The organism is Pseudoalteromonas spongiae UST010723-006, assembly GCF_000238255.3.
Taxonomy (GTDB): Bacteria; Pseudomonadota; Gammaproteobacteria; order Enterobacterales; family Alteromonadaceae; genus Pseudoalteromonas; species Pseudoalteromonas spongiae.
On record NZ_CP011040.1, the window covers coordinates 64,767 to 78,479 of the forward strand.

10 protein-coding genes are annotated in these 13,713 nt (G+C 41.6%); 7 read left to right on the forward strand and 3 right to left on the reverse strand.

Annotated elements, in window-relative coordinates:
* Positions 1-71 precede the first annotated feature (71 nt).
* From PSPO_RS14785 to PSPO_RS14800, 4 genes are all read left to right on the forward strand, one after another.
* Entirely contained in the window at positions 72-2,384 is a 2,313-nt protein-coding gene (locus PSPO_RS14785) for a S8 family serine peptidase (RefSeq protein ID WP_010558389.1), read from the forward strand.
* A 12-nt stretch (positions 2,385-2,396) separates the two neighbouring features.
* Entirely contained in the window at positions 2,397-2,933 is a 537-nt protein-coding gene (locus PSPO_RS14790; RefSeq protein ID WP_010558388.1) for a S8 family serine peptidase, read from the forward strand.
* Positions 2,934-3,302: 369 nt separating this feature from the next.
* Complete coding sequence (locus PSPO_RS14795) at positions 3,303-3,500, forward strand: GlyGly-CTERM sorting domain-containing protein (protein ID WP_010558387.1); 198 nt, start codon at positions 3,303-3,305, stop codon at positions 3,498-3,500.
* Positions 3,501-3,696: 196 nt separating this feature from the next.
* Positions 3,697-5,277 carry a methyl-accepting chemotaxis protein gene (locus PSPO_RS14800; protein WP_010558386.1) on the forward strand — a complete coding sequence of 527 codons (1,581 nt, stop codon included), beginning with the start codon at positions 3,697-3,699 and terminating at the stop codon, positions 5,275-5,277.
* A gap of 113 nt (positions 5,278-5,390) precedes the next feature.
* Here the strand turns inward: PSPO_RS14800 and PSPO_RS14805 are convergent, their stop codons facing one another.
* From PSPO_RS14805 to PSPO_RS14815, 3 genes are all read right to left on the reverse strand, one after another.
* Positions 5,391-7,565 (reverse strand): M3 family metallopeptidase, encoded by a 2,175-nt coding sequence (locus PSPO_RS14805; protein ID WP_010558385.1) that lies wholly within the window; start codon positions 7,563-7,565, stop codon positions 5,391-5,393.
* Positions 7,566-7,899: 334 nt separating this feature from the next.
* A complete protein-coding gene (locus PSPO_RS14810) occupies positions 7,900-8,907 on the reverse strand; it encodes a S66 family peptidase (protein WP_010558384.1) in 1,008 nt (335 codons plus the stop codon).
* The gene (locus tag PSPO_RS14815) at positions 8,907-9,440 is read right to left on the reverse strand and encodes a dihydrofolate reductase family protein (protein ID WP_010558383.1); all 534 of its coding nucleotides are present in this window, start codon (positions 9,438-9,440) and stop codon (positions 8,907-8,909) included. The genes PSPO_RS14810 and PSPO_RS14815 overlap by 1 nt, the downstream gene beginning before the upstream one ends.
* A gap of 216 nt (positions 9,441-9,656) precedes the next feature.
* Here PSPO_RS14815 and PSPO_RS14825 point away from each other — a divergent pair, with 216 nt between their 5' ends.
* From PSPO_RS14825 to PSPO_RS14835, 3 genes are all read left to right on the forward strand, one after another.
* Complete coding sequence (locus PSPO_RS14825) at positions 9,657-10,382, forward strand: substrate-binding periplasmic protein (protein ID WP_010558382.1); 726 nt, start codon at positions 9,657-9,659, stop codon at positions 10,380-10,382.
* 243 nt (positions 10,383-10,625) lie between these two features.
* Positions 10,626-11,537 (forward strand): DMT family transporter, encoded by a 912-nt coding sequence (locus PSPO_RS14830; protein ID WP_010558381.1) that lies wholly within the window; start codon positions 10,626-10,628, stop codon positions 11,535-11,537.
* A gap of 85 nt (positions 11,538-11,622) precedes the next feature.
* The gene (locus PSPO_RS14835) at positions 11,623-13,668 is read left to right on the forward strand and encodes a TonB-dependent receptor (RefSeq protein ID WP_010558380.1); all 2,046 of its coding nucleotides are present in this window, start codon (positions 11,623-11,625) and stop codon (positions 13,666-13,668) included.
* The last annotated feature ends 45 nt before the right edge of the window (positions 13,669-13,713 follow it).

Here is a 13,713-nt window from a genome sequence, read left to right on the forward strand (position 1 = left end):
TTGTAAATAGCATGTTGTGCGCTTGGTGTGACCTTGTTAACTTGTAACTAATTTATTAACAAGGGTTGATTATGAAAAATAATAAACTGAAGTTATCAGCACTTAGCGCAGCTATTTTAATTTCTCTAGCAGGATGCGGAAGTGACGATAATAAGCAATCAGTTACACCAGATGTTGCACCTACGGCAAATGATGTGATGGTATCTGATGCGATGCAATGGATGGTTTTCGAAGGCAAGTTAAATGCGCGTGATGGTAACTATGATGAATTAACCGTTAGCTTTAGTGAAAATGGCGAGACGGTTACAGCTCAAGATGGCGTATATACGTTTTCACACGGTGTGTTAGAGCTAAGCGGCATTGACTTTAAATACGTAAGTATCTCGGGTGAAGATGCGGTAATTGATTACACTGTTTCTGCAAATGGTAAGTCTGCGTCTGCTCAACTTGTTGTTTCAGGTGTAAAAGGTGACCCACTTGCTAAGCATCAGTGGCATCTACGCAACTCAGGTCAAAAGGCGTTTGCACTTAGTGACTCGTTAAAAGCACTATTAGTTCAGCTTGATGTAGGACGAGGCTTAAGCGAGGAAGAAGCTAAAGCAAAAAGAGATGCAGAGTTCGCAGCTGATGAGAATTTTTATCTTGTAGCTGGTGAAGATATTAATATAGTTGAAGCCTACAAACATGGCGTGACGGGCGCAGGTGTTACAGCAGTTGTTGTTGATTCAGGTCTTGAAATTCGTCATGAAGATTTAGCGCCAAACGTACTACCAAATCGTTCTCTAAATTTAAATGACAAGGCGATTGATAGAACAGATCCTACAAGCACCTCAGAAAGTGGGGACCATGGCACAAGTGTTGCCGGTTTGCTTGCGGCAAAAGGTTGGAATGGTCTTGGTGGCCGTGGTGTAGCCCCTGATACAGGGCTTATCGGTATGAATTACCTTGGTGGTGATAAAGTACCGCAAACTGAGTTTTTAGTTCATGGTTTCCCAGGCTCAGGTATTTCGCTAAATGAAGAAATTTCTGCGTTTAACCGCAGTTATGGTCTGACTGTACCTACACATATTGTTTACTCTGAGCTAGATGAAGCGATCGAGTCTTATCCAAACAAAGCGTTACGTGGTGGTAAAGGTGCTACTAACATTAAATCAAGTGGTAACAGCTTTGTTGATGGTGGTCGTGAAGGTAGCTTCTGTGAAGATAATGGTGCTAATGCTTTAGGCCTCACATGTTATAACGGCACAAGTGAGAGTAGCCAAGCACATCCATACTATTTCTCAATAGGTGCAGTAAATTCAAATGGTAAGCATACAAGCTATTCTACGGCAGGTGCTAACGTGTTGGTTGCGGCGCCTGCGGGTGAATATGGAGTGTTTGCACCAGCTATGGTAACGACCGATTCAATGACATGTTTAAACGGTTATTCTGGCTATAAAGGCAGAAGTATCGTGCAATATACATCAGACTTTGCGGCAGCTATTTACCCGTTCGACTACCCAGGACATGAAGAAAATACGAGCTGTAATTATACGTCTACTATGAATGGTACGTCATCGGCTGCTCCAAATGCATCAGGTGTGGTTTCTCTTATTCTTTCTGCCAATAATGAGCTTACATGGCGTGATGTACGTCATATTCTTGCAACGACTTCAACTAAGAATGACGCCGAAAATGAAGCGATTAAATTAGCTGTCGGTGAAGGTGAATTTGTTGCTCATGATGGTTGGATTGAGAATGCTGCAGGATACAAATTCAATAACTTGTATGGCTTTGGTCGCGTAGATGCGGGGGCTGCTGTCGCCATGGCTAAATCATACTCAGTTGACCTTGGTGATGAAGTGATTACACCATGGCAAGGTGCAGGCTCTGTATTGGGTCAAGAACCATTATCGTTAGAAATTCCGGATAATAATGCCACTGGCGCCGAATACAAAATAGTCATTGAAGAAGAGCTAAACATTGAGGCTATGCAATTTAAATTTGACGTATTTAGCGCTGAAATGGGTTTCGGTTTTGAAACGGATAATGGTGTACTTCAAACAACAGCGGGCACAGACCTTGCCATTGAAGTAACATCGCCTAGTGGCACACGCAGTGTACTATTATCTTCGAAGCAAGCTTTATCTTTACCAGCACTTGATTTATCTAATGGCTGGGAAGTTGGGTATATTTTGAAAGATGGTGCGTTCCTATCAAATGCGTTCTACGGTGAGTCGTCAAAAGGTGAGTGGACTGTACGCTTTTTAGATACATCTGATGCTAGCTTTACAGCAAAGGATGGTGGTGACAGTTGGGCTGGCTTTGCAGGTTATGTAAATAATACAACGCCATCTACAATGACTGGTATTGCAGTTCGTGTATTTGGTAATGCTGCTAATTAAGAGGTAATTGCAATGAAATTTAAAAACGTAACGATCACTTTAGCAGCTCTAACATTGTCCGCTCATGCGGCAGCTGCTAATAATTTAGAGCTTAATGTGCCAAAAAACGCGGTTGTGAGTAATCAAGTTAAGGGTGTTATTAAACCTGATTTTGGTACTTACAAGGTAGAGCGAAATTTGGCGCTTGTTCCCGCTTCAATTGCATCTGCAGATGCTGTGATTGAAAAAAGAGGTAATGAAGCTGTTGTAAAACTTGATAAACGAAACGATTTGGTTACACCGGGTACATTGGTACGTAATATATTTACCGGAAACCTTGCACCTGTTTCTGGGAACATTACTGTTCTTCTTTCTGAAGGTATAAGTGCTAACGATATTTTGGTTAAAACAGGCTTTAAATTAGTAAGTGAGTTTACTGAAACAGGGCTAGCTGTTATTGCAGTTGGTGACAATCAAGATGTTCTGGAAGCAGCTGAAGAGCTTCGTAGTTTGGGTCTTGTAAAAGAGGCACGTGTTGAAGTATTAGAAACGCGTCATACAGCACGTTAGTAAATGCTTTTTAAATAAAGCCCGCTTTTTAGAGCGGGCTTTTTTTGCAAAATCTTACCCAAATAACTAAAAAAGTGGCTACCTATTATTAGTATTGCCAATATGCAGAAAAAATTAAGGTCATTAATAGAGTTAAGCTTTTGCTCTGCTGCCGTTATTGTAGCAACTAATGAGCCAACAAAGATCTCACATTCGAGTTAATCGAAGTATCAATATTTATTTAAACGCCTTTAGCTGCGCGGACCAATATTTAATTGGTGGTTTAAACTATAAAAGAGCCACAGTGTTAAAAACGAATGAGTATTAGATATCGCTAACGTTGTTGTAGCATTTTCAGTAATTAAGTTATCAACGTCACATAATTAACAAATGGAAGTGGTTGTTACCGATACTGCTGGCAATATTTCTGCGCCTGCGATGGTGAAAATTATGGTGACAGATGTGAATGAAAATCCACTTCCTGAACCAGTAACGCCACCTAAAACGAAAAAATCGTCAGGTTCATTTGGTTGGCTTGCTCTGCTTGCCGCGCCACTGGCATTTATTCGTCGTAGAAAAGTGAAGTAACTATTTCATTTTTATTGAAAAGCCCGCAATAATGCGGGCTTTTTTAGTGCTTTTTTCTGACGTACCAATTAATTAGATAAGTGTATACTATCGGGCCTCTAAAAGCTTAATTAGAGGCTTAGTACAGTGTTTGTTTTCTGTACTACACTTTGTATAACTAAATAAAGAATTAATAAAAAATAATTGGCGTCGTCTTATGCAGAAAAACCAAACCCTTACAGGCAGTGAGGTAAAACTAAAGTCTTCACAACGGATTGTTTCAACCACGGACCTTAAAGGTCGCATTACTTACGCAAACCAAGACTTTATCGACATTAGTGGCTATCAAAGCGAAGAGCTCATTGATCACGGCCATAATATTGTCCGTCACCCAGCGATGCCGTCACTGGCGTTTAAGGATTTATGGAGCACTATCAAGCAAGGTAAGCCTTGGATGGGTATCGTTGATAACCGCTGTAAAAATGGTGATAACTATTGGGTTGATGCTTACATTACCGCTGTGATGGAAGGGCAAAAAATTGTTGGTTATCAATCGGTGCGCCTAAAACCAGAAGAAGAATACCTAAAACGCGCAAAAGCGCTTTACAGCTCGGTTAATAATGGCGCTAGTTTTGGTCAAAAAATTTCGTCAGCACTGTCGTTTAACTTAATGGGTAAGTTAACGTTTGCGGGCGTATTTGCAACGGTTATTCCTGCCTTGATTGCCTCTTTCTTTGTTTCGTCAGTTGCACAACTATGGCCATTAATGCTGGCATTCGTGCTGTTCAGCGTATTTGCATGGGGTATTGCCAAGCCTTATCAGGATGCCGCACGAAAAGCGCGTGAGATTTTTGATAATGATATTGCCAAACAAGTGTATACCGGTCGTAGTGATGAGCTAGGTCAATTGCAGCTTACGATTAAAATGTTACAAACCCAGCAAGAAACCATTGTGTGGCGTATTAACGACGCAACATCTGGGCTTGATACTGTTGCGCACAGCACCATGGACACGGCTGAGAAAACGAATCAATTAATGCAGCAACAAAACCGTGAAGTTGAACAGGTCGCCGCTGCCATCAATCAAATGTCTGCAACGGTAAAAGAAGTGGCGCAAAACGCCTCTCTTACCGCTGATGCAACGCAAGTAGCCGATAACGAAGTAGTCGAAGGACAACAAGTAGTTGATAGAACGACTGCAGACATTAACGAACTTGTACGCGAAGTAGAGTCAGCTGTAGCGGTTATTAACAAACTTGCGTCAGATAGCCAGCAAATTGGCACTGTGGTTGATGTGATTCGTGGTATTGCCGAACAAACTAACTTACTAGCGCTTAATGCGGCAATTGAAGCTGCAAGGGCAGGTGAACAAGGTCGTGGCTTTGCCGTTGTTGCCGATGAAGTACGTACACTTGCTGCGCGCACTCAGTCATCGACAGAAGAAATTCAGCAAATGGTTGCGACGTTACAGCAATCTGCTGGTGAAGCGGTGTCAGCAATGCAGCAAGGGCAAACTAGAGCTGAACAAAGTGCCGATCAGGCGCAACTTGCAAAAGCGTCACTTAGTCGTATTTTAGATGCGGTAAATACCATTACGGATATGAGTGCACAAATTGCAACCGCTGCAGAAGAGCAGTCTGCGGTATCCGATGAAATTACAAAGAATGTGATTAACATTGATAATGCGAGTAAAGAAACACTTGAAGCGTCAGAGCATGCATTTGAGTCAACAGAAAAACTGTTAAACGAAGCAGAGCGATTAACCACGATGGCGAAGCAATTTAGTCAGCACCGTTAATCTATAGTTGGGTTATTTATTAGCTAAGGTTTAAGTTAATAAGATTCAGTGTGAAAAAAATGCCGCGATATTCGCGGCATTTTTGTATCAATTGATAGTAACTCTACGTCAGATTACTTAACTGGGAAGCCACGGTCACGCATTAGTGCTTCAACTTCTGCGTCACGTCCTCTAAATAAACGGTATGCTTCAGCTGGGTCCATTGCGTTACGAATTGAGAATAAGTGCTTAACAAGCTTGTCAGCTAATTCTTTATCGTAAAAACCGCCTGGTGCTTCAGCAAATGCTTCAGATGCGTCAGACGTTAGTACTTCCGCCCATAAGTAGCCATAATAACCTGCTGAATAACCTTCACCAGAGAAAATATGGCCAAAGTGTGTGCTGCGGTGGCGCATTACAAGTTCACTTGGCATACCAATAGCTTCTAATTGCTCTTTTTCAAATTTAGCTGGGTCAATTTTAGCTGGATCGGTTGTATGGTATAGCATATCCATAATTGCCGACGCTAAGTACTCAGTAGTTTTAAAGCCTTGGTTAAAGGTTGCTGATTTCTTAATTTTAGCAACTAACTCTTTTGGCATTGGCTCACCAGTTTTGTAGTGAACAAGGTAGTTATTGATCACTTCATCGGTTGTTAACCAGCGCTCAAGTAGTTGCGATTGGAATTCAGTATAGTCGCGTACACCTGAATGCGATTTAGGGTAAGCAACCGTTGCTGATAAGAAGTGAAGTGCGTGGCCAAACTCATGGAAATAAGTCTCAGCATCTGACCATGAGATCAGCGTCGGTTCGCCTTCAGGGCCTTTAACAAAGTTAGAATTGTTTGACGACAGAACGGTCTTCTTACCATCGAATGTTGTGTGGCTGCGGTAGGTTGTTGCCCACGCGCCTGAGCGCTTACCTTTACGGCCAAATGGGTCTAAATACCATAAACCAATGTGCTCGCCAGTGGTTTTGTCTGTTACATCCCACACGCGCACGTCTTCATGGAATACAGGTACCGAACCAGCTGCCACTTCTTTAAAGTTGAAGTTAAATAAACGACCTGCCACATAGAACATCGCTTCGCGCAGTTTATCTAGTTGCAAGTATTGTTTTACTTCGTTTGAATCAAGGTCGTATTTCGCTTTACGTACTTTTTCTGCGTAGTAGCGATAATCCCATGGCGCAATTTTAATGTTTGCACCTTCGCTATCAGCGATAGCTTGCATGTCAGCAACTTCTTCACTCACGCGCGCAATTGCCGCAGGCCATACTTTATCCATTAGGGCTTTTGCATTCGCCGGTGTTTTTGCCATGCGATCTTCTAAACGCCACTGGGCATAGTTGTCGTAGCCCAATAGCTGCATGCGCTCGTGACGAAGCGTTAAGATGTCTTTAATTGTTTGGTTGTTATCAAATTCATCACCGTTGCCACCACGGTTATAGTAGTTTTTCCATACTTGCTCACGCAATGCACGCTCATCTGAGTAGGTTAAAAACGGATCCATTGATGAACGCGAATTAGTGATTGCGAACATTTCTGGTTTACCACGATCTTTCGCCGCCGCTTTTGCCGCTGAAATTAACGAATCAGGTAAGCCTGAAAGTTGCTCTTTAGTTAAAAACACCACGTAATTTTCTTCATCTGCTAACACATTGTTGGCAAATTTGGTGTGAAGACCTGCAAGCTCTTGGTTAATTTCTGCAAAGCGTGCTTTAGATGGTTTATCAAGCGTTGCTCCATTGCGTGCAAAGCTATTGTAAGTAAGCCAAGTAACTCGTTGCTCTTCTGGTGTAAGTGATTTTAATGCATCGCTTTCGTATACGGCTTTAATGCGCGCAAAAAGCTTTTCATTTTGCGTAATTTTTGAGTTGAAGGCAGATAACTTAGGAGCCATTTCTTTTTGAATTGCACGAAATTCTGCGCTAGAAACGTTTGAGCGCCAAATACCGTAGTAAGTGTAAACGCGTTTTAAAAGGCTGCCTGATTTCTCAAGTTCAACAATGGTATTGTCAAACGTCGCTGGCTCAGGGTTGTTGGTAATGGCATCAACTTCTGCCAGCTTTTGTGCCATTGCGGCATCAAATGCAGGCTTAAGTTCGCTCAGTGTTACTTTATCAAATGCTGGTACACCGTTATATGGACCGCTAAATGCTGCCAAAATTGCGTTGTCGTTTTTAGTGTTTGTGGCAACTGTTTTTTCGGCTGCAGGTGCGTTTGAAACTGTTGGTGCTGATTTTTCACCACAGCCTGACAAAGCAAATACTGTTGCCATCGCAACCAGCGAAAGGTTTAGTTTTTTCATTGTGTGTTCCTAGTGTTATTTGCGAGTCTTAATTGCAATCGTGTTTAGAAAATAAGGCATGCTAATCGTGAATGCTCACTCTTTAAATAGTTAATCATTCTAAGGGCTAAATAGCGTGCTTAATGCGTGTATTTGGCGTGATATCTGATTACATACTTAATAGAATTGATACAAAACAGGCAAATCGGTGAAATGCAAATGTTAGTAAGGGGTTTAATACTAAAAATGTTCAATACACCAAGTTGCTATGTTTAATTCGCTAGCAGAGCGACTCGCTTAATTCGATTGTGTGCTTATGCTAAAAAGCTTTTTGCATAAGCACAATGCTTTTGCGTTAAATGAGCGTTTGCTTAAGGTTAAGCTCAGGTGATACTTCGCACAGTGCACCGTTAATTAAGGTAAGGTTCGGTGGCTGATGGCCTATGTCCATATCGTAAATAATTGGAATATCAAGTTCGGCTTGCGTGAGTGCCAAAGTAAAATCAATTTGCTTGTTAGCAGTTGAGGCCGCATGTCTGCCAACAAAAAGTGCGTTAATGCGCTCGAAATGGCCTTTGTATTTTAGCATTAGCAATGCGCGCAGCCAGGCGGTAGGGCTGAGTTCAGCATTTTCGATGTATAAAATAACGCCTTCTTTTTCATAGTGTTGGCAAAAACCCTGCAGATCACAATACGGACTATCTAAGGTAAAAATAAGCGTATCTAAACAGCCGCCAATTAAACGCCCAGAAACACCCTCACTTGGCCAATTAAGTGTTTTCCAACACGTTTTTTGCGTTAAATTATAAGCAGCATCTGGGCTGTTAATCACGTCAGCGTAGTCTGCTTCAAAATGACTTGATGCGGTTTGTGTAAAGCTATCGCCCTTTTTCAGCGTTATTGCGTTATAAAAAGCAGCTGTCGTGCTATCAGATTGATTAGGAACCAATTGCATTAGATTAGCTGTGTGCATACTTGCCCAATTTAACCGCGTTGACAGTGCAACTTGCAGTGTACTTACATCCGAAAAGCCAATTAGCCACTTAGGTTTCGCACTTTGTAATTGCGCAAAATCAAGCAGGGGCAATAGTTCCATTGCAAGTTCTCCGCCCCAAGGCGGCATAATCGCATCGATAGTATCGTCTAGCAGGCATTGCATTAGTTGTTGTGCGCGAACTTCTTTGTTGGCGCTGACATGCTGGTGGTTATGTTTTAGGTTTGGGTCAAGAACTAGTTCAAAACCCAATTGTTTAAAATGCGCTAGTGCTAAAGATAAGCGGGGGTGAAAGGCTTCGTCGACGCCCGATGAAAATGCACAAACAGCGATTTTACTGCCTGCAACTAGAGCATTTGGGTACTGCATTATCTGTCTCTAATGTAATGATTTTGCACCACTTTATCGATATACTTTTTGCTTGCCAAGAGTTTAAAGCCCAATGGCTCAGGTAAATCGCCAAATAATGGGTAGCCACCACCTAACAGCACAGGAATTCGTGTCAGGATCATTTCATCGACTAAGTCTTCCTTTAAAAAGCTTTGAATGGTTTTACCGCCGTCAATATAAAGGTTGTGATAGCCAAGTTTAGCTAAGTTTTTGACAATTTTTTGTAGCTCACCGTTTACCAGAAAAACCTTGCCTTCGTAACCCTTAGGAACATGTGTTAGGGAGTTAGAAAGTACAAAAACGGGTTTGCTGTACGGCCATTCCACGCCAAATGACAACACCATTTCAAAAGTGTTTCGGCCCATTAACAGTGCATCGATGCCTGCGATAAATGCATCGAAACCAAAGTCATCGCCGTCAGGGTTAGGTAACTGATGTAGCCAATCAATTTTGTTATCTTTATCAGCAATATAACCATCGAGACTAGTTGCAATAAATACTTTGTTTGTCATCAGAAATTCTTCTTTTTATTGTTCCGAATTCAATTTAACGTAAAAATTTTAATCGGGCTAATAACTCTTTGTTGTAGTGAACTAAACCCATACGACTTATTTTGGCATAAAAATAGTTTTGTGATGGGATTTTCCTCATAAGTAGTCATGCCACTTTTACCTGCGTAATTACATTGAGCTTCTATACTTAAAGCGTTATCAGTGAGGAAGTTAGCCATGTTGCGGTTATTGGTTTTTATTGGGTTTTTGTATGTTAATACAAGTTACGCAGAGAGCTATACGGTATTGAGTTATCACGGTGCCAACCCGCCCTACAGTTATTTTGAAGGCGATATTATGAAAGGTATTTTTCCTGATATCTTTGCGCGTATCTCGGAATTATCTGGGCATCAGTTTACGTTCGTCACATTTTCTGTTGCCCGTGGTTTGCGGCTGTTCGATCAAGGCAAAGTTGATATTGAACCGGGCATAAATCCAATATGGCGTAGCCACACCAAAGTACCGGGTATCTACAGTGAATTTTATGCCAGCTCACGAGAAATTGTCGTCGCGTCGCAATATCGTCAAGAAAGAACACCGTTAGATTTGTATCATAAAGTACTCGGCGTAGTACGTGGTTATCGCTACGGTGAGTTTGAACAACACTTTGCACCAGGGAAAATAGTGAAAGTAGATTCCCGTTCTGAGGTTGAGTTATTGGCGCAAATTGAACATGGCAATATTGATTACGCCATTTTAGGCGAAGCAAGTGCGCTGTTTTATATAAATAAAAACAAAAGAACCTCGTTTAAACCGGTATTATTAGTGAGTGATTTGCCAGTTGCCATGCGGTTTCAACCACATTTACGTGTTTTGCGCTCAGAGCTAAATAAAATTTTGGATGACATGAAACAACGCGGTGAAATAGACACTATTTACGCTAAATATGGCGCAAAGCCGTAACATCTAACGGTCAACTTAACAGCTGAAAAAACGAGCTTAAAAGTGCAACACACAACAAAGATTTAGTATATGCTACAGGCCCCTGTTATTTAACGTTAGCATTGTGTATGTTGCTTTGTTTTTCCTTTCTCAATGGAGTGTTATTTGCTCCGTTTATTAGCCTATTGCAAAACCTTACTGCTTTAAATAAGCAGCGTAGTATCGCTTTTCTCACCCTAAACGTATCGCTATTTGGGTATAAATATGACCAATAAACAGTTTTTTCTTTTGCTTTTGCTCGCTGCAATTTGGGGCGCGTCGTTCTTGCTGATTCGTATTGCCGTTGACAGCTTTGCACCGGTTTTTTTAATTGAGGCGCGGGTATTATTTGCTGCACTTAGCCTATCAATTATTGCGCTATTGATGAGGCGTAAAGTGATGGTAAAAGGTCTAGTTGGGCATTACTTTTTTGTCGGGCTTTTTAATTCGGCAATTCCATGGATGTTATTTGCCTACGCGGCGCAAACCTTAACTGTTGCGATGTTAGCTATTCTAAATGCCACCGCACCAATTTGGGGCAGTTTAATTGGCCGATTTTGGCATGGAGAGCGAATTTCTCGGCAAGGTTGGTGCGGACTCGGTTTGGGTATTTTAGGCGTTGTTTTAATGGTTGGATTAGCCCCGAATATGATCAATGCCGAAAGTTTAGTCGCGTTACTAGCCGCTACGTTTGCGGCGTTTTGTTACGGTATTGCGACAAATTACACTAAGCATGTAAAACACAAAGTGCCGGGTTTTGATACATCTCATGGAAGCTTGTGGGCAACGGTCATTTTATTGGTGCCGCTATTGCCGTTTTTCCCAATGAATCAAATGCCATCAACAGATGAAATATTGGCGGTGGTATTGCTTGGCATAGTGTGTACTGGCATCGCGCTTATTTTTTATTTTGATTTAGTTGCCGAAATTGGCGCAGCGTCAGCATTGTCGGTCACCTTTTTAATTCCGGGATTTGCTGCAATTTGGGGTTATGTTGTCCTTGGCGAAGTACTAACTATAAATGTGTTGGTAGGCATTATTACGGTGTTACTAGGTACCATGTTAGTAACCGGGTTTTCACCCATGCGCTTTTTAAAAAAACGTAAAGGGGATTTACAACCATCAAGCAAACTGTGACATATTGTCGCAGTTTGCGGTTTTTACTTTGTGATGTGGTGCTTTTTTTAAGAAAATTTCCTTAGTTTGTATATGGAAGTTTTTTATGAAAAGCACACTTAACACAATAACGCTTTGTATTCTCTCGTTATCGTCATCTTTAGTATTTGCTAAGTCAGATATGGAGGTGATCACTGTTTCGTCTCACATTAATCAATTTGCGCTATCTACTGAGCAGGCCAAGGCCAGTGTATCACTGCCTGATGTATCAGATTGGTTACTTTCAGTACCTGGGGCAAATGCCAATAAAAATGGTCAAATATCGGGTATAGCTCAATATCGTGGGTATTACGGTGACCAAGTCGCTGTTGCCATTGACGGCGTAAAGCAAATTGGTGCAGGCCCTAATGCCATGGATGCACCGCTGAGTTATGTTTCGCCGCTTTTAATTAACTCGGTAGATGTGTATCGCGGTATTGCACCGGTGAGTAGCGCGTTAGATTCGTTTGGTGGTGTGGTTAAGGTGCATCAAAAACGTGCTGCTGATATTGATGCAGGTGAGCGTAATTTAGCACTTACCGGTACTTATTTATCTAATTACGCCGGTTACAATGTGTCAGCCGTGGCAGGCGCAGGGTTTGATGAATTTGCCTTAAATAGCTATGTCGCATTGCAGAATGCGGATGATTATGAAGATGGTGATGGACGAGAAGTTCACTCATCAAAAGTCGAACGCTTGCAGTATGGCGTTGATGTGGCGTATCGCCAACAAGCGTCTTCAGTTTGCTTAATTTGGCAGCGCACTGACACCAAACCTACCGGCACAATCGCATTGCCAATGGATATTGATTACGTAGAAAGTGATCGCATTAAGCTTGATTACCAAACGCAGCTTAACGAGCTTGCATTAGATGCATACATTGCCTACCACACAGCAGAGCATGGTATGGACAATTATTCACAGCGAAGTAATGCAAATATGCAAAAACATCGCTACAACACAACAGATGTTGAGAATTTAAGTTATTTTGTTGCAGGCAAATTGGCACAGTGGCAATTTGGTTTAGAGGGCTATGTGAGTGAGCATGGCTCACGCATTACTAACCCAAATAATGCAATGTTTTTTGTTGAAAACTTTAATCAAGTTGAAGACAACCGCCATTCAATCTTTACTGAGTGGCAATCAGAAGCCAATGACTTTAGCCAGCGTGTAGGTGCGCGTGTTAAATACAATCAAGCAAATGCAGGTACTGTATCTAGCTCAATGGCGATGATGAATCCGCATATTAAAATGTTACAACAGCAATTTAATAATGCCGACCGCAGTGTTAACGATACCACAGTTGATATTAGCTACTCGGGCAGGGCACAGCACTCAGAGCGCTACTCTACGGAAATCAGTTTTGGTTTAAAACAACGCGCGCCATCTTATCAGCAGCGTTATTTATGGTTACCAATGCAAGCTACAGGTGGCCTTGCTGATGGTAAAACCTATATTGGTAATATAGATTTGAATGCAGAAACTGCTTATCAGTTAAATCTTGCATGGCATTATCAAGCTAATGGCTTCAGTATCTCACCACAGGTTTTCTATCATCAAATTGATGATTATATTCAAGGTACGCCATCAAATAATATGGCTGCGAATATGGTCGGTACTATGATGGGAGGTGAAGCGCCACTTCAGTTTAATAATATTGATGCACACTTATTTGGTGCGGATGTAAATCTTGTTTGGCGTTTAAATGATATGTGGCAACTAACCGGGGTTGTTAGTTACGTCACCGGTGAGCGAGAAGACATCGACGATGATCTTTATCGTATTGCGCCGTTAAACTCGCGGATTACTGCTCATTATCAAATTGGTGATTGGCACTCGCAGTTAACACTGAGTGGGTATGCCAAACAAACAAAAGTGAGCGAATTAAATAACGAAAAAGAGTCAGCAGGTTACGGCACCCTTGATTGGCAATTGGATTACGATTTAACAGCACAACTAAGAGTTAACTTTGGTGTTAACAATTTGCTAGATAAAGCTTATCGCCCTCATTTAAATGGTGTTAACCGTGCTATGGGCAGCGAAATAATGGTGGGTGAAGGTGTACCTGAGGTTGGCCGCAATGTATTTGTTGGGTTTAACGTGAGCTTATAGCGAGCTACTGTAAATATTAAAAAAGGAGCGGTAGCGCTCCTTTTT

What these genes read in the sequence shown, in the direction of transcription:
- PSPO_RS14800 (WP_010558386.1), top strand. Translation starts at nt 3,697, where the DNA reads ATGCAGAAAAACCAAACCCTTACAGGCAGTGAGGTAAAACTAAAGTCT.
- PSPO_RS14795 (WP_010558387.1), top strand. Translation starts at nt 3,303, where the DNA reads ATGGAAGTGGTTGTTACCGATACTGCTGGCAATATTTCTGCGCCTGCG.
- PSPO_RS14825 (WP_010558382.1), top strand. Translation starts at nt 9,657, where the DNA reads ATGTTGCGGTTATTGGTTTTTATTGGGTTTTTGTATGTTAATACAAGT.
- PSPO_RS14835 (WP_010558380.1), top strand. Translation starts at nt 11,623, where the DNA reads ATGAAAAGCACACTTAACACAATAACGCTTTGTATTCTCTCGTTATCG.
- PSPO_RS14815 (WP_010558383.1), bottom strand. Translation starts at nt 9,440, where the DNA reads ATGACAAACAAAGTATTTATTGCAACTAGTCTCGATGGTTATATTGCT.
- PSPO_RS14810 (WP_010558384.1), bottom strand. Translation starts at nt 8,907, where the DNA reads ATGCAGTACCCAAATGCTCTAGTTGCAGGCAGTAAAATCGCTGTTTGT.
- PSPO_RS14790 (WP_010558388.1), top strand. Translation starts at nt 2,397, where the DNA reads ATGAAATTTAAAAACGTAACGATCACTTTAGCAGCTCTAACATTGTCC.
- PSPO_RS14805 (WP_010558385.1), bottom strand. Translation starts at nt 7,565, where the DNA reads ATGAAAAAACTAAACCTTTCGCTGGTTGCGATGGCAACAGTATTTGCT.
- PSPO_RS14830 (WP_010558381.1), top strand. Translation starts at nt 10,626, where the DNA reads ATGACCAATAAACAGTTTTTTCTTTTGCTTTTGCTCGCTGCAATTTGG.
- PSPO_RS14785 (WP_010558389.1), top strand. Translation starts at nt 72, where the DNA reads ATGAAAAATAATAAACTGAAGTTATCAGCACTTAGCGCAGCTATTTTA.